General features: G+C 57.8%; 20 protein-coding genes. 10 read left to right on the top strand and 10 right to left on the bottom strand.

The window, feature by feature from the left end; translation table 11 throughout:
• Window positions 1–55 precede the first annotated feature (55 nt).
• The gene (locus D7X94_RS02480; RefSeq protein WP_243111116.1) at window positions 56–943 is read right to left on the bottom strand and encodes a polysaccharide deacetylase family protein; all 888 of its coding nucleotides are present in this window, start codon (window positions 941–943) and stop codon (window positions 56–58) included.
• 538 nt (window positions 944–1,481) lie between these two features.
• Here D7X94_RS02480 and D7X94_RS02475 point away from each other — a divergent pair.
• The 7 genes from D7X94_RS02475 (at window position 1,482) to D7X94_RS02445 (ending at window position 8,788) form a co-directional block, all read left to right on the top strand.
• Window positions 1,482–2,327, top strand: coding sequence for an HAD family hydrolase (locus D7X94_RS02475; RefSeq protein WP_120426118.1), 846 nt, complete (start codon window positions 1,482–1,484; stop codon window positions 2,325–2,327).
• Complete coding sequence (locus tag D7X94_RS02470; RefSeq protein WP_120426117.1) at window positions 2,324–2,905, top strand: S24 family peptidase; 582 nt, start codon at window positions 2,324–2,326, stop codon at window positions 2,903–2,905. Before D7X94_RS02475 ends, D7X94_RS02470 begins: the two co-directional genes overlap by 4 nt.
• Window positions 2,906–2,927: 22 nt before the next feature.
• Window positions 2,928–3,695: a TrmH family RNA methyltransferase gene (locus tag D7X94_RS02465; protein WP_120426116.1), complete on the top strand. Its 768-nt coding sequence runs from the start codon at window positions 2,928–2,930 to the stop codon at window positions 3,693–3,695.
• Window positions 3,692–4,621: a metallophosphoesterase family protein gene (locus tag D7X94_RS02460; protein ID WP_120426115.1), complete on the top strand. Its 930-nt coding sequence runs from the start codon at window positions 3,692–3,694 to the stop codon at window positions 4,619–4,621. Before D7X94_RS02465 ends, D7X94_RS02460 begins: the two co-directional genes overlap by 4 nt.
• Before the next feature lie 189 nt (window positions 4,622–4,810).
• Complete coding sequence (locus tag D7X94_RS02455; RefSeq protein ID WP_120426114.1) at window positions 4,811–6,175, top strand: MATE family efflux transporter; 1,365 nt, start codon at window positions 4,811–4,813, stop codon at window positions 6,173–6,175.
• Window positions 6,176–6,181: 6 nt separating this feature from the next.
• Complete coding sequence (locus D7X94_RS02450; protein ID WP_120426113.1) at window positions 6,182–7,561, top strand: MATE family efflux transporter; 1,380 nt, start codon at window positions 6,182–6,184, stop codon at window positions 7,559–7,561.
• A 276-nt stretch (window positions 7,562–7,837) separates the two neighbouring features.
• Window positions 7,838–8,788: a helix-turn-helix transcriptional regulator gene (locus D7X94_RS02445; protein ID WP_120426112.1), complete on the top strand. Its 951-nt coding sequence runs from the start codon at window positions 7,838–7,840 to the stop codon at window positions 8,786–8,788.
• A gap of 64 nt (window positions 8,789–8,852) precedes the next feature.
• On the opposite strand, the gene D7X94_RS02440 is transcribed toward D7X94_RS02445, so the two are convergent.
• From D7X94_RS02440 to D7X94_RS02430, 3 genes are all read right to left on the bottom strand, one after another.
• Window positions 8,853–9,137: a hypothetical protein gene (locus D7X94_RS02440; protein WP_120426111.1), complete on the bottom strand. Its 285-nt coding sequence runs from the start codon at window positions 9,135–9,137 to the stop codon at window positions 8,853–8,855.
• A 685-nt stretch (window positions 9,138–9,822) separates the two neighbouring features.
• Window positions 9,823–11,163 (bottom strand): sulfatase-like hydrolase/transferase, encoded by a 1,341-nt coding sequence (locus D7X94_RS02435; RefSeq protein WP_120426110.1) that lies wholly within the window; start codon window positions 11,161–11,163, stop codon window positions 9,823–9,825.
• A gap of 24 nt (window positions 11,164–11,187) precedes the next feature.
• Window positions 11,188–12,672 carry an L-fucose/L-arabinose isomerase family protein gene (locus D7X94_RS02430; protein WP_120426109.1) on the bottom strand — a complete coding sequence of 495 codons (1,485 nt, stop codon included), beginning with the start codon at window positions 12,670–12,672 and terminating at the stop codon, window positions 11,188–11,190.
• Window positions 12,673–13,041: 369 nt separating this feature from the next.
• Here D7X94_RS02430 and recA point away from each other — a divergent pair, with 369 nt between their 5' ends.
• Genes recA through D7X94_RS02415 form a run of 3 tightly spaced genes read left to right on the top strand, consistent with a single transcriptional unit; the run spans window position 13,042 to window position 15,301 of the window.
• Window positions 13,042–14,217, top strand: coding sequence for a recombinase RecA (gene recA / locus D7X94_RS02425; protein ID WP_243111114.1), 1,176 nt, complete (start codon window positions 13,042–13,044; stop codon window positions 14,215–14,217).
• A complete protein-coding gene (locus D7X94_RS02420) occupies window positions 14,217–14,834 on the top strand; it encodes a regulatory protein RecX (RefSeq protein ID WP_120426108.1) in 618 nt (205 codons plus the stop codon). Before recA ends, D7X94_RS02420 begins: the two co-directional genes overlap by 1 nt.
• On the top strand, window positions 14,831–15,301 hold the full coding sequence (locus D7X94_RS02415) for a hypothetical protein (protein ID WP_120426107.1): 471 nt from the start codon (window positions 14,831–14,833) through the stop codon (window positions 15,299–15,301). The genes D7X94_RS02420 and D7X94_RS02415 overlap by 4 nt, the downstream gene beginning before the upstream one ends.
• A gap of 54 nt (window positions 15,302–15,355) precedes the next feature.
• Here D7X94_RS02415 and prmC read toward each other — a convergent pair whose 3' ends face one another.
• From prmC to D7X94_RS02385, 6 genes are all read right to left on the bottom strand, one after another.
• Window positions 15,356–16,195: a peptide chain release factor N(5)-glutamine methyltransferase gene (gene prmC, locus D7X94_RS02410; RefSeq protein WP_120426106.1), complete on the bottom strand. Its 840-nt coding sequence runs from the start codon at window positions 16,193–16,195 to the stop codon at window positions 15,356–15,358.
• Window positions 16,192–17,127 carry a DUF1385 domain-containing protein gene (locus D7X94_RS02405; RefSeq protein WP_120426105.1) on the bottom strand — a complete coding sequence of 312 codons (936 nt, stop codon included), beginning with the start codon at window positions 17,125–17,127 and terminating at the stop codon, window positions 16,192–16,194. The genes prmC and D7X94_RS02405 overlap by 4 nt, the downstream gene beginning before the upstream one ends.
• A gap of 406 nt (window positions 17,128–17,533) precedes the next feature.
• The gene (locus D7X94_RS02400; RefSeq protein WP_120426104.1) at window positions 17,534–18,940 is read right to left on the bottom strand and encodes a sensor histidine kinase; all 1,407 of its coding nucleotides are present in this window, start codon (window positions 18,938–18,940) and stop codon (window positions 17,534–17,536) included.
• Between the two features lie 9 nt (window positions 18,941–18,949).
• On the bottom strand, window positions 18,950–19,654 hold the full coding sequence (locus D7X94_RS02395) for a response regulator transcription factor (protein ID WP_120426103.1): 705 nt from the start codon (window positions 19,652–19,654) through the stop codon (window positions 18,950–18,952).
• A gap of 15 nt (window positions 19,655–19,669) precedes the next feature.
• Window positions 19,670–21,031 (bottom strand): hypothetical protein, encoded by a 1,362-nt coding sequence (locus D7X94_RS02390; protein ID WP_120426102.1) that lies wholly within the window; start codon window positions 21,029–21,031, stop codon window positions 19,670–19,672.
• 428 nt (window positions 21,032–21,459) lie between these two features.
• The gene (locus D7X94_RS02385) at window positions 21,460–22,701 is read right to left on the bottom strand and encodes a 2-hydroxyacyl-CoA dehydratase (RefSeq protein ID WP_120426101.1); all 1,242 of its coding nucleotides are present in this window, start codon (window positions 22,699–22,701) and stop codon (window positions 21,460–21,462) included.
• Window positions 22,702–23,090: the final 389 nt, after the last annotated feature.

The following is a 23,090-nucleotide window of genomic DNA, read 5'->3' as shown; positions in this document are numbered from 1 at the left end:
CTTTCCTGGATTTGTGATAAGGCTGTGGGGCAGTGTCCTACGGCCTTTCCTTTGGCTACGACAACTTCATGCGCTCCTTAAAAAACTCCCGGGAACTGATTCCCGACACCCGCAGAAAGCGCCCCAGCCCATAGAGGGACTCCGGATCCCGGGTGACTACTCCAGTGATTTCCCGGCAGGTCAGGGTGGCGGAGAAGCCCAGGGCTTTTACGATCTCCGGGGTGGACTGACTGACCGCTCCAAAAGGATAGACAAAGGCTGTGGGGGGCGCGCCCAAATGGGCGGCAATCGCGTCCTGAGCCTGCGTCAGGTCGGAAGTGAGGACCTGGCGGTAGGCCTCGTCCGGCTCCCCCGGCTTTTGCTTTACGCCCAAGCGGCCCTTGCTCTTGTGCATATCGTAGCTGTGGTTTTGGATTTCCACTAGGCCGGAATCCGCCATTTCTTTCAGATGCTCCCATGTGGCGTGGCTATAGTAAGCGTTGGTTTCGCCGGTTTCAGAGTAGGCCTCCGTATGTTTTACAATGGGGGAGATCACAAATTTGCAGCCATATTTTTTTGCAATGGGAAACGCGTAAAAATAGTTGTTGTAGTAGCCGTCGTCAAAGGTGAGCAGCACCGGCTTTTCCGGCAGACTGCCCCCCTGGGTGTAGTTGATGAGGTCTTGAATGAGAATGGTGGTGTATCCATGCTCTTGCAGGTAGAGCAGGTCGTTTTCAAATTCCGCTGGGGATATCACGTATTTTCCATGGCGGGCTTCGTCCTTCAGTATGGAATGATACATGACGATGGGGATGGATACTCCCTCTTGGGGTGCCATGGCGCTTACGGTGAAAACGGCGGCCGCGCTGAGGACCGCCGCCAGGATCCCCAGGCCCAGAGCCCGCAGATTTACCCGTACCAGGGCGTATAAAGTCTTTTTCTGTGTCCTTTTGCTTAGGCCCATGCGCAGCGCCGCCTTTCCAGGGATTAAGAAGCCGGACCAACCAGCGTTTGTATTCCCCTTTTCGGCAAATTTAGCCGGGAAGTGGAGTTGTAAAAACTTGCCAATCGTCAGATTGCCGGCGTTTTCACGCCTTGCTCCCCACTGAATTTGCTCGAAAATCGGAACACAAATTCTATCGGTACAGCTTCTAAGTCTGAGCCATTTCATAACAAAAATATAATTGGAGGTATTCTATAGTGTAAACAGCCCCTATCTATTTATAATCCCGGCGGCGGGAAATTATTCTGCCCAATTTTTCGGCTTTCCGGCAAAATCATGTGGAAAAAAGTTCTGAGGCGTGTTACAATGTACGCGGGGTCTGCCAATGCACCCGCTGTGTGCATTCGGAGTTTCCCCAGCCGCGAAGAGGACGTCTTTTGCCTTGGAGTCCGTCCGAAGGGCAGCGTCTCAGACGGTGTGAATCTGCCGCCCAGTATCGGAAAACTCCAAGCGGATTTGTGATGCAATACGCGAAATTGCGGAAAAAGGGGGTAGGGCTATGGACAAAACACTGTATGTCAGCGACCTGGACGGCACGCTGCTGAACCGGCAAAGCCGTCTGTCGAAATTTACCCTGGAAGCGCTGAACCGGTTGCTCAGAGAGGGAATGCTTTTTACCTTCGCCACGGCTCGATCCTGGCATTCGGCCCGGGAGGTGGCGTCGGGACTTTCCCCCGTCCTGCCTTGGGTGGTACACAACGGGGCGTTTGTGGTAGACGGCGTCACCGGGGGCCGGCGGTGGGAGGAGTTTTTCCCGCCGGAGCAGCGGGAGCTGGTCCTGGCCGCCGGGGAGGAGCTGGGTCTGCATCCCCTGGCCTACGCGGTGATAGACGGCCAGGAGCGGGTGCTCTACCTGGAGGAGGGCGGGCCCCGGCACCCAGGCATGGAGCGCTACCTCTCCAAGCGGAAGGGGGACCGGCGGCTCCTGCCCGTGAAGTCTCCCCAGGAGCTCCTGCGGGAAAAGGCCTACTATTTCACCTTCATTGACGATCAGGAACGGCTTGCGCCCCTGTGGGAGCGGGTCAGAGGGCTAAAGGGGCTGAATATCACCTTCCAGCGGGAGCTCTACCGGGAGGAGTACTATCTGGAGATCACGCCCCGGCGGGCAACAAAGGCCTGTGCCGCCCTGCGGCTGAAGGAGGATCTGGGCTGCGACAGGCTGGTGGCCTTTGGGGACGCCATGAACGATCTGCCTCTCTTTGCCGCTGCGGATGAGAGCTACGCGGTGGAGAACGCCATGCCGGAGGTAAAGGCGGCCGCCACGGGAATTATTGGAAGCAACCAGGAGGACGGTGTGGCCCGGTTTCTGCTGGAACAGATGGGAAAAACGGAGGGAATGGGATGAAAGCCATGATCAGACTGCTCCAGGGCCTGCTTGCCCTGGTGTGGATCGCTCTGTTGGCAGGAGCCGTTCTTCTGCACGTAAGCGAGGCGGCGGGGGATATCCCGCCCCAAATCAGCGGGTGGGCCTGTTGGACGGCGGAGGATTCCTCCATGGCCCCGGAGATCCAGAAGGGGGACTTGGCCATTATCCGCATGGGCGCGGAGGCTCGGCCAGGGGACCCGGTCCTGTGCCAAAGAGTAGAAGAGGGCGGCGGGCTGGTGCTTTGCAGGATCATTGGCACCAGCGAGGGACAGCTGATTTTGAAAGGCGACGGAGGGGAGAACAGCTTTCTGGCTCCGCCCTCCGCTGTGGCTGGCGTGTGCGAAACCTATCTCCCAGGCTTTGGGGCCCCGGCGGAGTTTCTCCGCAGCCTGCCAGGCATTGCCTTGATCGCTATCGGAGGGGCTTTGCTGATCGTCTTAGGGGCGGCGCCCCGAAGCGGCAAAAACAGAAGAGGTTCACGAAGGGACGCTCAGCCGGTAGAAATCCTTACCCACGGCACCCGTGCCGGCCGGAATCGCTACACGCCCAGGCATTAACTGGAAAGATGAAGGAGGCAGTATGCTGGAATATCCCAAAAAATATAAAAAAGAATTTGACCATTCTTACGCCCTGGGGCCTTTCCCCACGTTTGAACTGCTAAAGTGCCGCCCGAAACAGGCTTTGGCGGTTTATTGCCGTCAGGATTTCACCCAGCGGGACAAGCTCTCCTCCCTTTGCGGGGAGTTGGGAGTTCCCTTTTCGATCAATGACAAAGCCTTGGAGCGCATTTCCCAGAAAGAAATCTGCTATGCTGCCGGAGCGTTTCGGAAGTACCCGGGGCAGCTCCGGGCCGAAGGGCCCCATGTAGCGCTGGTGAACCCGGGGGATATGGGAAATCTGGGAACCATCCAGCGCACGTTGCTTGGCTTCGGCTTTGAAAATTTGGCTTTGATCGGCGGTGGGGCGGACCATTGGCACCCCAAGGCGGTCCGGGCGTCCATGGGGGCGGTTTTTCATCTGGAGGTGGAGGCATTTCCGGACTTCCCGGCTTATCTCAAGGCGCATGGCTCCGGCCGGGAAATCTTCCCCTTTATGCTGGATGGGGGCACGGTGCTCACGCCGGGGACCTGCCCCGAAACGCCCTGCTATACGTTGATTTTCGGCAACGAGGCCACCGGACTGCCGCCGGAATACCAGACCTACGGTAAGAGCCTGTTTATTGCCCAAAGCCCCGCGGTGGATTCTTTGAATCTCTCGGCTGCTGTGGCGGTGGGGGCTTACTTGTTTGCCCAGAAAAACGGACAATGCCCGGGCCTTAGCCCGAGAGAAAATGGAGGCAGCCAATGAAAAATCCCCCTGTTGTGGCCGTGTTGGCCGATGTACACGGCAATTCTCAGGCTCTGAAGGCCTGTCTGGACTATGCCGGACGCCGGAGGGCGACCCATTACCTCTTCCTGGGAGACTATATTACAGACCATGCCTATCCCCAGCGAGTGATGGAACAGCTCTATAAGATGGAGCGCCGCTGCAACTGCCGGTTTGTCCGGGGGAACCGGGAGGACTATATGGTGAATTATCAGAGAAACGGCGGCAGGCAGCCGGACGGCTCTGTGTGGAAAGAGGGCTCCTGTCAGGGGGCGCTTTTATATTGCTATGAAAATTTGACCCCGGAGGATATCCGCTGGTTCAAGAGCCTGCCCGTCTATGCGCTGTGGCAGATTGGGGGCGCGCCGCCGTTGGCCTGTTGCCATGGTTCGCCGGAAAGTACCAAGGGGCCCATGCGGGGCCAGCCTGGCACCTGGGAATCGCTGGAAAAAGTGGAGGCGGACCTGCTGGTGAAGGGCCACAACCATAAACATTTCTGCCTGGGCTATCGGGGAAAGCGGATTGTCTGTGCCGGCTCGGTGGGAAATCCCTGCTGCCGGAGGGCCCGGCCCGGTCTGTCCCAGCCAAGCGAGTATGCCAAAATGGCCCAGATGGTGTTTCTCCATCTGGAAGGGGAGCGTTGGAAGCCCGAATATGCATTGGTCCCCTATGACTGGCAGGAGACCGTCCAAAACCTGAGGACTTCCGGGCTGGCAAGGCGGGCTCCGGTGTGGGCGGCAATGCTGCGCCACAATGTGCTGACCGGAACCGACCCCTTCGGCTCCGTTCCCGCCCGGGCGGTGGAACTATACCGGAACGCCTCTGGTGTGGAGGAGGACTGGGCCAATGTGCCGGAGGACTATTGGCGGCAGGCGGCTGGGGAGTTCGGCATCGACCTGGAGTGGTGAACAGCCCTTATCAAGATAAGCATCTGCGGCGAACAAAGTGAGGGAGCCGGGCAAAAATTTCGTCGCCTTTTTAAGGACCGCAAGAGTGTGAGGGTAGCAATCGCCAATGGCAGTTTCCCCATCGTCGGCCAAAGCGGCAGCCGAAACCCAGAGCCCGGCCCTGAGAGAGCTTTTGGAGAGGAGAACATAATGGCGCAAAGAATTCGTAGCATGACAGAGGGAAGCCCTACCAGGCTTCTTGTCACTTTCGCGTTGCCCCTGATGCTGGGCAACGTATTCCAACAATTATATACAGTAGTAGACACCGCTGTAGTAGGCCAGGGCGTGGGAGTGAAGGCTTTGGCTGCCTTGGGAGCGGCCGACTGGATGAACTGGCTGGTACTCAGTGTAGTCCAGGGGCTTTCCCAGGGGCTTTCCATTTTAATGGCTCAGTATTTCGGCGCAAAGGATTACCGTCAGCTGTCCCGGGCAGCGGGGGCCTCCGTAACTTTGTGCGGGATTACCGCCGTGGTGGCGCTGGTTGGGAGCCAATTGGCGGCAAAGCCAGTGCTGGCTCTTTTGAACACCCCCGGGGATATTATTGACGGCTCTATGCTCTATCTGCGCATTGTTTTTGCCGGGATTCCCATTATCGCTGCATACAACCTGCTGGCCTCTATCCTCCGGGCCCTAGGGGATAGCAAAACGCCTCTTTACGCGGTGATCGTGGCCACGGTGGTGAATATCGTTCTGGACCTGCTGTTCGTACTGGGCTTTCACTGGGGAATCGCCGGGGCGGCGGGGGCCACCATTATTGCCCAGGCGGTATCTACGGTGTACTGCTATAAAAATGTGAAGAAAATCACCTTTATCCAGTTGCGCCGGGAGGACTTCCGGCTTTCTCCCGGCCTAACCGGCACCCTGCTGAAACTGGGGTCTCCTGTGGCGCTGCAAAACGGGATCATCTCCGTGGGGGGCATGGTGGTGCAGTCGGTGATCAATCGCTATGGGATGCTGTTCATCGCGGGCTTCACGGCGACAAACAAGCTCTACGGCCTGTTGGAGATTGCCGCCACCTCCTATGGCTACGCGGTTACCTCCTTTGTGGGGCAGAACCTGGGCGCCAGGCTGATCAAGAGGATCCGGCAGGGAATGCGTTCCGCCGCTGTAATTGCTCTACTGACCTCCGCCGTAATCGCCGCCGCTATGCTGGCGCTGGGCAGGAGTTTTTTGGGGCTGTTTATCTCCGGCACGGCGGAAGAGGTAGAGGCCTCTATGGCTATTGCCTACCACTATCTGGCGATTATGAGCATCTGCCTGCCCATTCTCTATATGCTACATATCTACCGCTCCGCCCTGATGGGCCTGGGAGATACGGTGATTCCCATGCTCTCCGGCTTTGTGGAGATGGTAGTGCGCATTGGCATCGCCCTGTTTTTGCCCTTGGCCATGGGTCAGGAGGGAATTTACTATGCGGAAGTGGGTGCCTGGACCGGGGCCGCGGTGTTATTGACGGCATCCTATTTTGTGCGGATGGGGAAATATAAGCAAGTACCCGGAAACAAGGAGGAATAAGGAAGCATGAGCCAAACCATAAGAGAAAACAGTATTACCGAGGGGATTATTTGGAAGCAGCTGCTTTTGTTTTTCTTCCCCATTCTGGTAGGCACTTTCTTTCAGCAGCTCTATAACACAGTGGATACCATTATTGTAGGACAGTATGTGGGCAAGGAAGCTCTGGCGGCCGTGGGGACTACCGGCACGCTGATCAACCTGCTGGTGGGATTCTTTGTAGGCGTTTCCTCTGGAGCCACGGTGATTATATCCCAGTTTTTTGGAGGCGGCGACTGGAAAAACCTTTCTAAAGCGGTGCATACCTCTGTGGCCCTGGCCTTGGCGGGGGGCGGGGTTATCATGATTGTGGGCTTGGGTACGGCTCGGCCCTCTTTGAGGCTGCTGGGGGTGCCGGAGCAGATCATGGGGGACGCCCTTACGTATTTAAATATTTACTATGGCGGCATTCTGTTCTGCATGATCTACAATATTGGTACGGGAGTGCTCCGGGCGATCGGGGACTCCCGGATGCCCCTCTATGTGCTCATTGTCTGCTGTCTGGTAAACATTGTGCTGGACCTGCTCTTTGTGGTGGTCTTTCACTGGGGCGTGCTTGGAGTGGCTCTGGCCACGGTTCTTTCCCAGGCGGTAAGCGCCCTGCTGATTATGCTGCGGCTGATGCTTACCCAGGAGGCTTACCGGGTGGAGCTGAGAAAGATTGGATTTGACAGGCTTCTCCTGCGGAATGTAATCCGTATTGGACTGCCGGCAGGTTTGCAGTCGGTGATGTACTCCGTATCGAACCTGGTAGTGCAGGCGGCCATCAATTCCTTTGGGACAGACGCCATTGCCTCCTGGGCGGCTATTGGAAAGATCGATGGCTTTATCTGGATGGTCATGGGGGCGTTCGGTATTTCTATCACCACCTTTGTAGGGCAGAATTTTGGAGCCCGGAAGTTTGGCCGGGTGAAGCGGGGAGTGAACGTATGCCTGGGCATGGCAATGGGATCTGTAGTAGCGTTAAGTATCCTGCTGCTGGTCTTTATGGAGCCTCTGCTGCGTTTTTTCACGGGAGATCCGGCGGTGATTTCCATTGGACAGAGCTTCTTGCAGATTCTGGCCCCGTCCTACTTCACCTTTGTATTTATTGAAATTTTCTCAGGAGCCATTCGAGGAGCGGGAGAGGCTCTGCAGCCCATGGTGATCACCATTTTCGGGGTGTGCGGCCTTCGGATTCTCTGGATGCTGGTGGCGCTGCCCCTTCACCCCACTATGCAGATGGCCGCCATGAACTATCCGGTCACCTGGGTGACGACGGCGCTGGTGTTTATCATCTACTACTGCCGCATGAACTGGCTGAAGCGCAGCATTAAGGCCGCCGGCTATATAGAAGAGGGAAGAGAGTAAGATTAAGAAGCTGTACTGATAAGAGGATTTGTGTTTTGTCTTTCGAGCAAATTCAGTCGGGAGCAGCAATATGGCGATTGGCAAGTTTTCACAACGCCGCTTTTCCCGGCTGAATTTGCCGGAAAGGAGAATACAAAGGCCTATTGGTACGGCTTCTAAAGGCTTTGGCTGCGGGGCAGAACGATTCCGCGCCAACGGATGCCGGTTTTTCGCAACTCATGTCAAGAAAATCTCCGGACCTTTGTGGTATGATGTAGCCAGTCAGGGGGGATCGCCTTGTTAGAATGGAACGAAGCGGTGCAGAAAATGATTCGCTGGGTAGAAGCCAATCTGGACAGGGAGCCAGCTTTGCTGGAGATGTCACGGCAGGTGGGGTATTCTCCCTGGTACTGCTCCACGCTTTTTCACCGGATCTGCGGAGACACGGTGAAGAGCTACGCGGCCCGGCGGCGGCTTTCCCTGGCCGCGCTGGATCTGCGAGACAGTGAGGACAGAATCTTGGATATCGCGGTCAAACATGGGTTTTCTTCCCAGGAGGCTCTGACGAGAGCCTTTCGCGGGGCGTTCGGGTGCACGCCGGCCGCCTATCGGAGGAACCCCCGGCCCATTCCTCTGTTCATGGGAAAAGAGGTGTTCCACCCCTGGCAATATTCACAGCTATATAAAGGAGGAAGCGGCATGAGTGTTCACGATCTGAGAGAGGCCCGGGTGCGGGTGGAGTACATCCCCGCCCACAAGTACATCGGTATCTGGGAGGACCGCGCTCAGGGCTACGGCGATTTCTGGCAGTACCATGACTGCGACCACGTCTGCGGCATCATCGAGAGTATGCGCCGGGAGTCCCACCCGGTGGTGGCCTCCCACACGGCGGGCTGGCACTATGTGGACAGTCAGCGCCGGTACTTCTACGGCTTCGGCGTGTCCCAGGACTACAGCGGCCCCGTGCCTGAGGGCTTTGAGCTCCGGTCCTTCCCGGGAAGCTACTATCTTGTGTTCTATCACCCGCCCTTCGACTATATGGAGGATAACGGCGAGGTGATGCGCCGAGTGGAGGAGCTGGCCTGGAATTATGACCTGGAGAACGAGCGGCTGGACCCCAGCGGCATCAGCACGGCGGAGCGGGGCGGCGGGCGCTTTGCCTGGAACGAGGCGGAGTGCCAGTGCTATCAGCGCCACTACCCCGAGGGCATCGGCTACGAGGTGCTGCGCCCGGTGAAATTGAAATAAGCGGCGAAAAGGAAGAAGGACCCCTGATTCGACCGGGGGTCCTTTTCTGGGCGGAGGACGGGGGCTATCCCAGCCCGGGATAGTCGTTCAGGTCCACGCCTGGGGCAGGCTGGCCGTTCTCATCCAGAATGCCTTCCTCCTTCATTTTCTCCAGTTCCCTCTTGACCCTCTCCTGCTCCTCTGCGGGGGCTGGGGTCGCGCCTCCGCCCCTTGTGTCGCCCACCACTGTTTTGACGTTTGCCTTCGGAGAGCCTTGGGAGGCGTTTTGTCCGTCCTCCGACGAACAGGCCCCAAAGACCGGCACCAGGAACACCAGCATGGCCAGGAGAATGGCAAATTTTTTCTTCATGAATCATAGCTCCTTTCCAGTATGGAAAATTTAAGAGATGCGGCGGTTTTGGCGCCTTGCCGCATCCTAATAGTAAACGCACTTGAAAATCAGTAAGTACTGATTTTCAAGCTAGGCGGCTACGCCGCCGGGTTCAAAAGAGGCAGAATACCTCTTTTGAACTGCGTTAACTATATCATCTTAGACTTTCCACAGCGGGAAATGGTAAGAGCTGGCTGGTTCCGGTTTCCAGGGGAGCTTCTTATTCAGTTGCGAAAGAGTTCATCTCGTGTAACGAGATGAACTCTCCGCACCCCTCTTGTATAGTTAACCGAGCGAAGCGAGTGTTAACCTATTATTCACCACCCGCAAAAATTGCGCTTCTCAGGTGTTAAGGGCAAGACCTTGGGGACGCCGTCCCCAAACCCCTGCAACCTTTGAGAAAGGTAAGACTTCGTTTCACGAAGTCTACGAAACATTTTAGGGCTGTTCGGTTAGCTCGTCAAAACATCAAAACCTTCACGACGAGCAAAGCGAGGAGTGGGTAAAAGTTTTTGATCAAACTTTTTTCAAAAAGTTTGTGGGGTGTGGGGTGAACCCCCACGGTCTTATGCGCCTGGAGGCCACTCTGTATTATGCAAATTACGCAAAAAAGAACGGCCCGAGACGCGTGCTCCCGGGCTGTTCCTCTTCGTTTCAATTCTTTTTAAGCCAAGCCGTAATTGGCGGCGAAGTTCTCCCTCCAGGTCTGTTCGATCCCTGCCCGCCAGGCCTGGGCCTTTTCCGTGAGCTCCTTGGCAAGCTCCGGCAGCTCCTCCGCCAGATTGTGGGTCTCGCCGGGGTCCGCCTCCAGGTCGGAGAGAAAGACCGGGTCCTGGGCGGGCTCGCCTTCCACCAGCACGCCGTTGAGCACCAGCTTGTACTTGCCGTGGCGTACCGCCGTCTGGCCGTCCATCTCCCAGAAAATGTCCTCATGGGGGCTCTCCCCGCCCTGAGTGAGCACGTCCTGCAGGGCAAAGCCGTCCAGGGCGTACCGGCCGGGATCGCCCCCGGCCCAGGAGAGCAGGGTGGGGAACACGTCCATGGCGCTGCAGGGCTGGGAGATCACCTGCCCCGGGGGGATCACTCCCGGCCAGGAGAAGATCCCCGGCACCCGGACGCCCCCCTCGAACAGGCTGAACTTGTGGCCCTTGAAGCCCCCGGTCTGCCCGCCGTAATAGGGGTCCGGGGTGCCGTCCAGCCAGTTGCGGGACTCCCTGGAGGGGCCGTTGTCGCTCTGGAAGAAGATGCAGGTGTTCTCGTATTCCCCGCAGCGCTTGAGCTCGGCCACAATCTCCCCCACGCCGTCGTCCACCGCCGCGATCATAGCCGCCATGACCTGCCGGTCCCAGGGCAGATGGGCAAAGCGCGCCATGTACTTTTCCGGGGCGTGCATGGGGTAGTGGGGGGCGTTGTAGGCCACGTAGAGGAAGAAGGGCTCCTGGCGCCGGGCGTGGTCCCGGATGTTCTCCACCGCCTTTTCCGTGATGAGCTCCGTCAGATAGCGGCCGTTCTCCCGGACCTCCGTCTCGTTTTCCCACAGATCGTGGGTGGGGTCTGTGTGGCCATCCGCCATGCCCCAGTAGAAGATATGAGAGTAGTAGTCTACGCACCCGGCCATAAAGCCGTAAAATTCGTCGAATCCGTTCTGGTTGGGCCGGCACTGGTCCCGAAGCCCCAGATGCCATTTCCCGGTGAGGGCGGTTTTGTAGCCCAGCTCCCTCAGAGCGGCGGCGATGGTGGGGACCTGGGGCGTCAGGCCGGAGGCCTTCCGGTGGCCGGCCAGGATGGCCCGCACCCCGGCGTTCCCAGGGTAGCGCCCGGTGAGCAGGCAGGCCCTGGAGGGGGAGCACACCGGGCTGCCGGAGTACCAGTCGGTAAAGCGCGCGCCGGAGGCTGCCAGCCCGTCAATATTGGGGGTGACGAAGTCCGGGCTGCCCATGCAGGAGAGGTCTCCGTAGCCCTGGTCGTCGGTCATGATCACAATGAAGTTGGGCTTTTTCGCCATGGTTTCACCAGCCCGCAGGATTTTTTACGCGAAGGGGTTCTCGCTGGGATAGAGCATGCTCTTGGGCTGGTTGAAGCCGATGTCGGGCACGCCCAGGAACTTGAACACCTCGAAGAGGGCCTTGCCGTGATGGCCGAAGGCCACGGCCCCGTGGTGGGGGTAGTTCTTCTCGATGAGCACATGGCGGTAGAACCGGCCCATCTCCGGAATGGCGAACACGCCGATGCCCCCGAAGGATCGGGTGGCTACGGGCAGCACCTCGCCCTCTGCCACATAAGCGCGCAGCTGGCAGTCGGCGGTGGACTGGAGCCGGAAGAAGGTAATCTCGCCGGGGACGATGTCCCCCTCCAGAGTGCCCTGGGTGACCTCCTCAGGCAGGCTGCGAGCCATAATCATCTGGTACTTCATAGTGGGGCTGCAGAGCTTGGAGGAGCAGGTATTGCCGCAGTGGAAGCCCATGAAGGTGTCGGAGAACTGATAAGGGAATTTTCCCTCGATGTCGCTCTTGTACATGTCCTTGGGGACGGTGTTGTTGATGTCCAGCAGGGTGACGATGTCATTGCTGACGCAGGTTCCGATGAACTCGGAGAGGGTGCCGTAGATGTCCACCTCGCAGGAGACGGGGATGCCCCGGCCTGTCAGGCGGGAGTTCACGTAGCAGGGCACAAAGCCAAACTGAGTCTGGAAAGCGGGCCAGCATTTGCTGGTGAGGGCCACGTACTGGCGGTAGCCCCTGTGCTCCTCCACCCAGTCCAGCAGGGTGAGCTCATATTGGGCCAGCTTCTCCAGAATCTCGGGCTTCTTGTTGCCCTGGCCCAGCTCCTTCTCCATGTCGGCCTTGACCTCCGGGATACGGGGGTCGCCGTCATGCTTGTGGAAGGCCTCGAACAGGTCCAGCTCGGAATTCTCCTCAATCTCTACCCCCAGATCATAGAGACGCTTGATGGGAGCGTTGCAGGCCAGGAAGTTCAGGGGCCGGGGGCCGAAGCTGATGATCTTCAGGTTTTTGAGGCCCACCAGAGCTCGGGCAATGGGGATGAACTCGTGGACGCGGTCCGCGCAGTCCTCCGCGTCGCCCACGGGATTTTCGGGGATATAGGCCTTGATCTCCCGGAGCTTCAGATTATAGCTGGCGTTGAGCATACCACAATAGGCGTCGCCCCGGCCGCCCACCAGGTTGTCTCCGGATTCCTCAGCGGCGGCGATAAACATGGCGGGGCCATCGAAATGCTTGGCCAGCAGGGTTTCAGAGATTTCCGGGCCGAAATTGCCCAGATATACCACAAGGGCGTTGCAGCCGTTCTTCTTTATATCTTCCAGAGCCTGCACCATGTGGATTTCACTTTCCACAATGCAGATGGGGCATTCATACACGTTGGCCTTCTCCGCGCCGTACTTGGCGGAGAAAGCCTCCATCAGGGCTTTGCGGCGGTTTACGGACAAGGACTCGGGGAAGCAGTCCCGGGAGACGGCGACTACGCCGATTTTTACTTCTGGAATGTTGTTCATAGGGGATTCCTCCATCTTTTTGGTGACGTTCCGCATTTTGAGCATATCCCGAAAATACGAAACAGAAGTTCAGCGGTCTGAGGTGTGTAGGGTTGCGTTAACCTCGCTTGGCAGGCACCTGCCCGCGTTGTCTGTCTTGCCCTGCGCCCCACATCCCCGCCTCCTTTCTTAATTACGAATTTCCGAGATCTGCGCTAGATATTAGCTATGATATATCATACCGCAGCTTTAATGAAAATGCAACATGGAATGGAGAAATTTTCTCCATAGAGGAGAGGGGAGGGAAAATCGAATCTTTCTGTCCTATTGATTTTATCCGCTGGTTCCGGTATAATGGGAACATCAGTCCAAGCGAAGGAGGAAGTTACATTGGCAGAGAAGAAACAAGCGCCCATCAGTACCAGATTTTCCGGCACCCCGGAGGACAAAAGGAAAGCGCTGGAGACGGCCCTGACTCAAATCAGAAAGCAGTTTGGAGAGGGGGCTGTCATGCGCCTGGGGCAGAACGCCGCGCTGAACTTGGACGTGATCCCGACAGGGTCTTTGTCTTTGGATCTGGCCTTGGGTGTGGGCGGACTGCCCCGGGGGCGGATTGTGGAAATATACGGGCCAGAATCCTCGGGCAAGACGACCCTGGCCCTGCATTGTGTGGCGGAGGCCCAGAAGAAGGGGGGCAACGCGGCCTTTATCGACGTGGAGCACGCGTTGGACCCTGTCTATGCCTCCAACCTGGGCGTGGACGTGGAGAGTCTGCTGGTTTCTCAGCCGGATACCGGCGAACAGGCCCTGGAAATTACGGAATCCCTGGTGCGGTCCAACGCCATTGACATTATCGTGATTGACTCCGTGGCGGCGCTGGTTCCCCGGGCGGAAATTGAGGGGGAGATGGGGGACAGCCATGTGGGCCTTCAGGCCCGGCTGATGAGCCAGGCTCTGCGCAAGCTGGCCGGCGCCATTTCCAAGTCCAATTGCGTAGCGGTTTTCATCAATCAGCTGCGGGAGAAAGTGGGCGTGATGTATGGCAACCCGGAAGTGACGCCGGGAGGACGGGCTCTCAAATTCTATTCTTCCGTGCGGATTGACGTGCGCAAGGGAGATATCTTGAAAAACGGCACAGATATTATTGGGGCCCACACCAAAGCCCGGGTGGTAAAGAATAAAGTGGCGCCACCCTTCCGCACGGCGGAGTTCGACGTGCTCTACGGAAAGGGGATTTCCCGGACAGGCGAACTGGTGGACATTGCCGTGCAGCTGGACGTCATCCAGAAAAGCGGTTCCTGGTTCTCCTATAACGGAGAGCGGATTGGCCAGGGCCGGGAAAAGGTGAAGGATTTCCTGGGCACGCATCAGGAGGTAGCAGAGGCAGTGGAAAAGGCGGTCAAGGAAAACGTGAACCAGCTGTTTATGAAGCCCTCTGACAAAGCGGAAGCAGCTGAGGAAAGCCAGTCGGAAGCGGCGGCTCCCGCGCCGGCGTCTGGTAAGAAAAGCCCGGCGGCGCCTGTGGAGGACGACCCTTCCAGCATTGACATTACGGTGGACGACTGATGGAGATTACTGCGGCAGAACCCAGAAGAAAGAGCCTTCTCCAGCTTTACATAGACGGGGAGGCAGCGGTGAAAATCGATCGAGAGACGTTTCTGCGTTCTGGGCTGAAGCTGGGAGACGAGATCACCGATGAGGAGCTTCATGAGCTGATCCAGGCTTCGGACGCCCGCAGGGCCAATGAGAAGGCGCTGTATCTCCTTGAGCACCGGAACCATACAAAAAAAGAACTGGCGGAAAAGATCGCCCGCACGGCGGCTTCCCGGGAGGCCGCCCAGGCCGCCGCCAACCATATGGAGGAGCTGGGTCTGATCGACGACGAGGCCTATGCCCGAGACTACGCCCGGGAGATGTTTCAGCGCAAACGATACGGCCCCATGCGGGTAAAACAGGAGCTGCGCCAAAAGGGCGTGGAGTCCTGGCTGATCGACGAGCTGCTGGAGGAATACGGCGACGGGGCTCTTCTGGAGGAAAACTTGCGGGCTGTGCTGGAGAGGAAGTATTCCGGCTGGCAGGAGGATGAAAAAATCCGTCGCAGGGCCTTTGGGGCCTTACAGCGCATGGGGTATACCTATGAGCAGATCCGGCAGGGCATGGCAGCGGAGGATGAATGGGGTTGAAGAGAAACATGGAAGCCAGAAACAACCAGCACAAATCCAGCTCTATGGAGCAGCAGAGGGCGGAGGAGATCATTCTAAAGCAGGTCTGCCGGTGGTTGGGAATGGAGCTGGAGCACGGCCCGAAAATTTTTGTGGGGAGCACCTTTATGCAGCCGGACTTCTATTCCAAAGAAGAGGGCGTGATCGGAGAGATTTCCGCCCATATCGGCAGGACCAACAAGGCCCAGGACAATAAAATCGCCAACGACCTGTTGAAAATGCTCCTCCTGGAAAAGCTGGAGGGCCGGAATTATCGGAAGATTATCGTGGTCTGTGATGAAAACGTATATGCCAAGCTCTGCGGCACATCGATTCTGGCTCAGTGTGTGCAGGAGTTCGGAGTTGAGGTAAAGATGATGGATATTGATGGAAATCTGCGGGCAGATATTGTCAGTGCCCAGACCCGCCAACGGATGGTAAACGCATAGTGCCCGTATGGTGGTGAAAAGGCCCTCTGCATTGGAAATACAGGGGGCTTTTTCCTACTTTTGAGCGAGTACCACTCGATCCAAACCGGACAGGTCTTGAAGCACCTGGATGTCCAGGAGGCCTTGGGCAGAGAAGAGCGCGGCCACGTCTTTGGCCTGGGTCTCTCCGATCTCCACCCCCAGCAGCCCTCCAGGACGCAACAAAGGAGTCCAGCGCCGGACGATGGCCCGGTAAAAAATCAGGCCGTCTTCGCCGCCATCCAAGGCAAGGGCGGGTTCCCGGCGAACCTCTGGCTGCAGGCTTGACAGCTGGCCGGTGGGAATATAGGGGGGGTTGGCGGCAATAAAATCAAGGCCGCCGGGAAAACTCTTTGGTCCCGCCAGCACGTCCCCTTGGACCAGCTGGATCTGAAACTGCGGGTAAGCCGCCAGATTCTCCCGCAAAAAGCCTTGAGCCAGGGAGTCCAGCTCCACACAAGCCACTCTTGTTCCGGGAATCAGGGAGCAGAGCCCTAGAGCCACCGCGCCGGTCCCCGCGCAAAGGTCCAGCCCCTGGGGAGAAAGGGTGTCCAACCGGGACGCCAGGGCCTCTACCAGCACAGCCGTGTCCTCCCGGGGAACCAGAACCCCTTCCCCCACATGCAACCGAAGCCCCATAAAAGGCCAGCTTCCCAGAATATATTGCAGGGGACGGCGCTCCGCCCGCTGGGCCACGGCCCGCAGATAGGCTTTCTCTGCTTTTGGAGGGGGGGACTCTTCCCCCCGAACCGCCAGCGCCGGGCGGTCCAGCCCTAGAAACTGTTCTGCCAGCGCCGCCGCGTCAAAGCCGGGGAAATCGATTCCGGCCGAGGCCAGACAGTTCTTGCCCTGTAAGTATAACTCCCGGTAGGTCAACGGATTAGGTCCTCGCCATTTTCCGGAATTACGGCCTCCATGGCGGCAATGGCGGCCTCTATCATTTTATCGTCCGGCTCTTTCACAGTGATCCGCTGCATCCACAGGCCGGGGGCGGTAACAATCCGGGAGAGAAGAGTGTCATGTCGGGCGCAGAGCTTCTGCACCTCGTAGCCAATATTGACAATCACAGGGATGCACAGCAGCTTTACCACTGTGCGCAAGACTGGATTGGAGAAGGGAATAAAGAATCCCACCACGATGCCCAGCACCAGCATCAGCACCATAAAGCTGGTGCCGCACCGGGGGTGGAACCGCTTTTGTATCCGCACATTTTCCACGGTAAGGGGCAGGTCGGCTTCATAGCAGAAGATGGTCTTATGTTCTGCCCCATGATACCGAAATACCCGCTTAATGTCCGGCATCTGGGAGACCAATAGAATGTAGGCCAGAAAGATCCCGATACGCAGCGCGCCTTCGAACAGAGATCGCCAGCTGGAGATATCCCCTGGAGCGACGCCCTCTACCAGATTAAACAGCATGGTGGGCAGCATGAAGAAGAGGACCACAGCCAAAGCCAGGCCCAGAACAGAGCCCACGCCCATGACAATTCCCGTGAGCTTGTCCCCCAGGTGCTCGTCTAGCCATTTGTCAATGCCGGTGAGCTCCTCGTCTCCCATGTCGGTGATCTTTTCCGCCGAGAGAGAGAGGGCCTTGTAGCCCAGGCGGAAGGTGTCTACCATGGCGAAGATGCCCCGGATAAATGGTTTACCTAGGATGGGGTATTTCTTTGTCAGCCGGTCAGACTGGATTTCCTCGGTAGAGATCTCTCCTTTTTCGCTGCAAAAAGCCGCTACGGTGCGTTTGGGGCCTACCATCATGATTCCTTCCATCAGGGCCTGACCGCCGATGGTGGTGATTTTTTTTGCCATTGCTTTCTCCTTTGCTCTTCCTAGAGAAGTGGTAGAGGGCCTTCGAGTGTATGTTCTTTTGAGTGTTGGAAGGCCTCAATGCGCGAGAGTTCGCTTGCGAACTCTCGCGCATTCCGGCAAGGTCGTGGGACCCTGTCCCACACCCTGCCAGGGGCCTAACGCCCCTGGACCGCGTAACGCAATACGGTTGGCTTTACCGCACACAGCTAACCAGGGTAAAAGTTTCGTAGACTTCGTTTTACGAAGCCTTACCTTTCTCAAAGGTGGTGGGGGTGGAGGGGGTGAGCGTTCTGCCGGATACTTGGCAAAGCCAAGTATTGCAGACCAAGCTGCGAACCGACCGAGCCGGCAGGCGAGACCCCAAAACATCGTCCAACAAATACGCGCTTTGGCCACCTCCAGCGGGCTACTTACATAGGGGGATGGTTATTGTCACGGTGGTGCCCACGCCCTCCTGGCTTTCCAGGTCCAGGGCTCCCTTATGCATGGCTACGATCTCGTCCGCCACCGCCAGCCCAATTCCCGAACCCCGCACCAGCTGGTTAGCCTTGTAAAATTTTTTCTTCACATTGGACAGGTGTTCGGCGGGGATCCCGCAGCCTGTGTCGGAGATAATGACCCGCACTTGGTCCAGGTCCAGCTGAGAGGTCACGGTGACAGATCCCCCGGGCTGGGTATACTTCAAGGCGTTGTCAATGATGTTGACAAAGACCTGCCGCAGGCGGTTGCGGTCCCCATAGACCGGCGCCAGAGAGATATTCTCCTCGTAGATCAGCTCCTTGCCTTCGGTGCGGGCCCGCTCGGTGAACAGGTACACCGCCTCGTCTAGCTCCGCCAGGATGTCCATGCGCTCGGAGAGCAGCTGCATCTGGCCGTTCTGCAGGCGGGAAAAGTCCAGCAGCTCCTCCACAAGGCCCGAAAGCCGCTCCGACTCCCGGATGATCACCGACATGCCCTTCTCCTCGGTGGCCGGGTCCGCCCCATCGCGCAGAGTTTCCGCCCAGCCTTTGATGGCTGTAAGGGGCGTGCGCAGTTCATGAGAGACAGAGGAGATGAACTCGTTTTTCATCCGCTCAGCAGCGCCCAGTTCCCCGGCCATATCGTTGATGGCGTCGCAGAGCTGACCAATCTCATCGGCCCGGGCCTTTTGGATGCGCACTTCAAAGTCCCCCTGGGCGATCTGCCGGGCGCTTTGGCTCACCTGCCGCACAGGCACCAGAATGGACCGGATGAAGTACACGCCGGAGAGGGTGAGCAGCAGCATGATGAAGAGGGCGGCCACTGCCAGCACCACGATCACCAGCATGGTCTGCTGGTCGGCCCGCTCCAGGGAGACCATGTATCGGATGGACCCGATGAGGCCCCCGTTTTCGCTGCGTACTACCCGGGTGACAGCCATCACCTTTTCTCCTGTATTCAGTTCTCCTACCCACTTGCCGGAGTTATCCTCGCTCATCAGGGCCATTTGGTAGTCAGGCATGGGCTGCTGGCGGTCCGGCTCGAAGCCCGTGGAGGTAATGAAAACCTGCCCGTCCTTTGAAAGAGCCATGATCTCCATCTTGGATTTGTCCTGGAAGGATTTCTCAATATAATCCCGGGTGATAGCGGCAAATTCCGAGGTCTTGTAGCCGCCGGAGCTGCCGGAGAGCCAGTTGAGCAGCTCGTCCATGCGGCCGGTAAGCGCCAGCTCCATGCCGTTATAGGTGGAGTTTTGCACCATGACGGATAGGGTAACCACAAAGCCTACCAGGATCACAAAGACTACGCCGATGGTGTTCACGAACCACCGCCGGGAAATACTTTTGGCAAACATGGGGACCTCCTATCCTTTCCACCGGTATCCCAGACCCCAGACGGTGGTGATATGCTGAGGATTGGAGGGCTCGTCCTCTACCTTCATGCGCAGGCGGCGGATGTTTACGTCTACGATTTTTTCTTCCCCCACATAGCTGGGTCCCCATACATGACGGAGAATGTCCCCTCTTGCTAGGGCCAGGCCGGGATTATCCAGAAAATATTCCATGATCTGAAATTCCACCTGGGTGAGCTCAATGGGAACGCCCGCCTTGCTGAAGGAGCGGTCTCGCAGGTTCAGGGTAAAGACGCCGGACTTCACCTCGTCCCGGCGGCCGGATTCGCTCTGCTCCGCCGCCAGAGCTACTCGCCGATATACGGCGTCTACCCGGGCCACAAGCTCAGAGGGAGAGAAGGGTTTGGTGACATAGTCGTCGGCGCCCATCATCAGGCCGCTGACCTTGTCCATCTCCTGGGTTTTGGCGGTGAGCAAAATGATTCCGATGGAGGGGTTCCGGCTGCGGAGTTCCCGGCAGACCGCCAGGCCGTCGTGGGCTCCGGGCATCATAATGTCCAGAAGCACTACGTCGAAATGCCCGCCTCCCCGGTCGTAGAGTTCCAGCGCCTGGTCGCCGGTTTCCGCCTCGATAATTTCGTATCCCGCCCGTTCCAGGTTGATTACTACAAATTCCCGGATATTTTGCTCGTCCTCTGCTACCAATACCCTTTTCATAGCGCCCTCCTTTGTTCAGTCCGCAAGCAACTGGAAACTGCGTGAAATTTCCTCCAAAATCTGTCGGTATTTCTCGTCTTTGGAGCGGATCTGTATGCCGTAAACCGAGTCGTTCTGAGCTGCCAGCATGGTATAGCCGCTGGTTTCCCCCCGGCTTTCCCAGGAGGACTGGGTAAAGACCCGGATGGAGAACAGGGTGCCGCCCAAAAGACTGATCCCATCCTCGCCGGTGATAACCTCGGTGTAAGTGACCGTGCGGCGTTCCAGATCGTTGGCGGCGCAGATCCGCCCCTGCAAAACATAGGGCAGGCGGAACCAGTAATTCTCTCGGGAATTCATCAGGGCCCGCAGGACCACCCGGTTTTCGCCGCTGGGATTCAAGGCCTTCCATTCTACCATATAACCGGTGGAATCCGGGGCCGTGTCCTCGAAAAGATTCGGCAGGAGGGATACCACCGGAAGTTCGATATATCCGTCGCCATTGATGTCCCGAGAGGTGAAGGAGGCGGCGGAAGGCCGGGCATACTCGTTCACGTAATCCTCCGTGTTCACCAGCTGGGGATAGTTCACCAGCTGCCCGTCCTGGTATACAAAGATCTGGGTGGTCATGCTTCCGTCTGCGGTGGTGCCGTCTACCACGACGCCCTGCATGGAGGCGTTTAGCTGGCCGAAGGTGGTGGAGGTATAGGTGGAAATATCGTTGTCGGCCTGGGCAGCGGCAGCCTCGTAAGGCTGGCCTCTGTCAAAGGTGTAGAGGCGGGCATATGCGGTGGTAGGTTCGGCCCCTTCCTCTTCTGCGGGAACAACGGACTTGTCTACAGTGAACAGCTCGTTCACCCCGTCACTGTCAAAATCAGTCAGTGCCAATTCCCCGTACACGCCGAGACTGTACTCCGAGACGCCTTCCTCCCCGTCGTATAGATAGGCTTTGACCTCAGCGGTGCGCCCAGTAGCACCCGCTGTGCTGCCCCAGCCGATGAATACCGCTTCTCGATTGTCTGCCAGAGAGCCAAAGCATACCCGGTCCACTTGGGTGGCCTTGTTCAGAAAGGCGGCGGCGGTCTGCCACTCCCCCTGAGACTTTGTAAGAAACTGAACCTCTACGCCGCCGTCCTCCACCTCATGAAAGCCGATGGCGTCCTCTGTGCCGTCGCCGGTAAAGTCCCGCATAATGATGGCCGAGCGGTACTCGCCGTTTTTCGGGTAGATGAAGGTGACGTCGTTCTGGGAGCCCTGCAAAAGCCGGTAGATGCTCTGCTGGTCGGCGTTGGTCTTTGGAGGGGACATGAGGTTCTGGGCGGAGAGCCCGGTGAAGGAGCAGCTGGGGAACTCCGCGAGGAGCATCACCAGCGCCATCAGCAGGGCCAGCTTTTTCATGGGATCACCTCTTTCGGGGTCGGGTTTGGGAGAAGTATATTTGGGGATTTGTATGGGGGCTGCTGGGCGCAATAGCGCGTTCAGATTTCAGCAGGCAGGGCGCTCTCTCGGCTGGTACGCTCGCGCGCTCAGCTGGCTGGTTCCGGTTTCCAGGGGACTTTTTTCTCTTGCAAAAAGTCCCCTCTTGGCGCTGCGCGCCAATTCACCTTCAAAAAATGCGCTTCTCAGGTGTTAAGGTCAAGGGCAAGACCGTGGAGCTCCGCTCCACACCTCGCAACCTTTGAAAAGGTTGACGAAACTTTTACGGTTGTCCGGTTAGCTTGTCAAAACACATAAAACCTTCACGACGAATGCAATGAGGAGTGACATTGCGCGGTCAAGGGGCGTTAGGCCCCTTACGGAGGTGTGGAGGCAGAGCCTCCACGACCTTAATTGGCCACGGCCAGCATGAGTTTGATCCGATTCTCCTGGTTGACCCGGGTAGCGCTGGGGTCGTAGTCGATGGGCACGATATTGGCCTGGGGGTACACCTTTTTCACCTTGCGGATCATGCCCTTGCCCACGATATGGTTGGGCAGGCAGCCGAAGGGCTGGGTGCACACCACGTTCTCGTAGCCGTTCTCGATGAGCTCCATCATCTCGGCGGTGAGGAGCCAGCCCTCCCCCATCTTGCACCCGTAGCCAATGACCTGCCCGACCAGCTCCTTCAGGCGGGCGTAGGGCGCGGGGGCGGTAAACTGGGGATACTTCTTCACGGACTCGATCAGGTCCCCCTCGAACTTGGTGAAATACCATTTCAGCATGGTGCACAGCTGCTTTTTGGCGGAGCTCCCCCCGTAGAGGGCGATGTCCTCCAGGCGGTTGTCCACCTTGAAGATCATGAAGCCCATGATGCCCGGCACCATCACTTCGCAGCCTTGGTGAAAGAGAAAGTCCTCTAATCCATTATTGGCCAAAGCGGAGTATTTTACATAGATTTCTCCCACAATTCCAACTTTTGTCTTTGGGTGCTTCTCCAGGGGGATCTCCGCGAAGGACTGGGCGATCTGGTCGAACCATGCCCGGACCTCCCGCTGGGTGAAGGCCTTGCCCTGCTCGAAGAGCCCGGTGAGCTTCTTGATCCACTCCTCCACCAGCCCGTCGCTGTGGCCGGGGCGGACCTCATAGGGCTTGGTCTGGTTTTTCAGCAACATCAGCAGATCCCCATAGGTGAGGGCCGCGATGGCCCGGCGCAGCAGGGGCAGGGTCATGTGGAAGCCGCTGTTCCTCTCCATGCCGGACAGGTTCAGGGAGATTACGGGGATGTAGTCCAGGCCGTCCTTTTTCAAGGCCTTGCGCAGCAGGTGTATGTAGTTGGAGGCCCGGCATCCGCCGCCGGTCTGGGTCATGATCAGCGCCACCTTGTGCAGGTCGTACCGGCCGCTGTGCAGGGCGTGCATCAGCTGGCCGATAGACAGCAGCGCCGGGTAGCAGGTGTCGTTGTGGACGTATTTCAGGCCCTCGTCCACAATCTCCCGGCCCGTGGTGCGTAGCAGGTCTAGGTGGTAGCCGAAGCTGTTAAACACGTTCTTGATCAGCTCAAAATGGATAGGCGCCATGTTGGGCGTGAGGATGGTATAGTCCTTCTTCATTTCTCGGGTAAATTCCACCCGGCTCTCGTTGTCGGCCATAGAGGTTCCTTTCTTTTTTTAGTGTATATATGGGGGGCTTCGAGGTGCGCTGGCGCGTCAAGGGGTACATGTCCCGGCGCGCGAATTGGCTGGGAAGCCGCGCCCGCCGCTGGCTTGCTCCGGTTTCCAGGGGTGCTTTCTATTCAGTTGCAAAAGAGTTTCATCTCGTGTAACGAGATGAACTCTGCGCACCCCTCTTGCCGATGTTTCGCGGAGCAAAACTCGGATAGTTAACCGAGCGGAGCGAGCGTTAAGCAATTATTCACCACCCGCCAAAATTGCGCTTCTTAGGAGTTTAAGATCAAGGACAAGACCGTGGAGCTCCGCTCCACACCTCGCAACCTTTGAAAAGGTTGACGAAACTTTTACGGTTGTTAGGTTAGCTTGTC

Source organism: Acutalibacter sp. 1XD8-33, from assembly GCF_003612555.1.
GTDB lineage: Bacteria > Bacillota > Clostridia > Oscillospirales > Acutalibacteraceae > Acutalibacter.
This window is presented reverse-complemented; position numbering and strand designations above follow the sequence as displayed.

What these genes read in the sequence shown, in the direction of transcription:
- D7X94_RS02460 (WP_120426115.1), top strand. Translation starts at nt 3,692, where the DNA reads ATGAAAAATCCCCCTGTTGTGGCCGTGTTGGCCGATGTACACGGCAAT.
- D7X94_RS02430 (WP_120426109.1), bottom strand. Translation starts at nt 12,672, where the DNA reads ATGAACAACATTCCAGAAGTAAAAATCGGCGTAGTCGCCGTCTCCCGG.
- D7X94_RS02385 (WP_120426101.1), bottom strand. Translation starts at nt 22,701, where the DNA reads ATGGCCGACAACGAGAGCCGGGTGGAATTTACCCGAGAAATGAAGAAG.
- D7X94_RS02435 (WP_120426110.1), bottom strand. Translation starts at nt 11,163, where the DNA reads ATGGCGAAAAAGCCCAACTTCATTGTGATCATGACCGACGACCAGGGC.
- D7X94_RS02405 (WP_120426105.1), bottom strand. Translation starts at nt 17,127, where the DNA reads ATGGCAAAAAAAATCACCACCATCGGCGGTCAGGCCCTGATGGAAGGA.
- D7X94_RS02450 (WP_120426113.1), top strand. Translation starts at nt 6,182, where the DNA reads ATGAGCCAAACCATAAGAGAAAACAGTATTACCGAGGGGATTATTTGG.
- D7X94_RS02465 (WP_120426116.1), top strand. Translation starts at nt 2,928, where the DNA reads ATGCTGGAATATCCCAAAAAATATAAAAAAGAATTTGACCATTCTTAC.
- D7X94_RS02470 (WP_120426117.1), top strand. Translation starts at nt 2,324, where the DNA reads ATGAAAGCCATGATCAGACTGCTCCAGGGCCTGCTTGCCCTGGTGTGG.
- D7X94_RS02480 (WP_243111116.1), bottom strand. Translation starts at nt 943, where the DNA reads ATGGGCCTAAGCAAAAGGACACAGAAAAAGACTTTATACGCCCTGGTA.
- D7X94_RS02390 (WP_120426102.1), bottom strand. Translation starts at nt 21,031, where the DNA reads ATGAAAAAGCTGGCCCTGCTGATGGCGCTGGTGATGCTCCTCGCGGAG.
- D7X94_RS02395 (WP_120426103.1), bottom strand. Translation starts at nt 19,654, where the DNA reads ATGAAAAGGGTATTGGTAGCAGAGGACGAGCAAAATATCCGGGAATTT.
- D7X94_RS02455 (WP_120426114.1), top strand. Translation starts at nt 4,811, where the DNA reads ATGGCGCAAAGAATTCGTAGCATGACAGAGGGAAGCCCTACCAGGCTT.
- D7X94_RS02440 (WP_120426111.1), bottom strand. Translation starts at nt 9,137, where the DNA reads ATGAAGAAAAAATTTGCCATTCTCCTGGCCATGCTGGTGTTCCTGGTG.
- D7X94_RS02475 (WP_120426118.1), top strand. Translation starts at nt 1,482, where the DNA reads ATGGACAAAACACTGTATGTCAGCGACCTGGACGGCACGCTGCTGAAC.
- D7X94_RS02400 (WP_120426104.1), bottom strand. Translation starts at nt 18,940, where the DNA reads ATGTTTGCCAAAAGTATTTCCCGGCGGTGGTTCGTGAACACCATCGGC.
- D7X94_RS02420 (WP_120426108.1), top strand. Translation starts at nt 14,217, where the DNA reads ATGGAGATTACTGCGGCAGAACCCAGAAGAAAGAGCCTTCTCCAGCTT.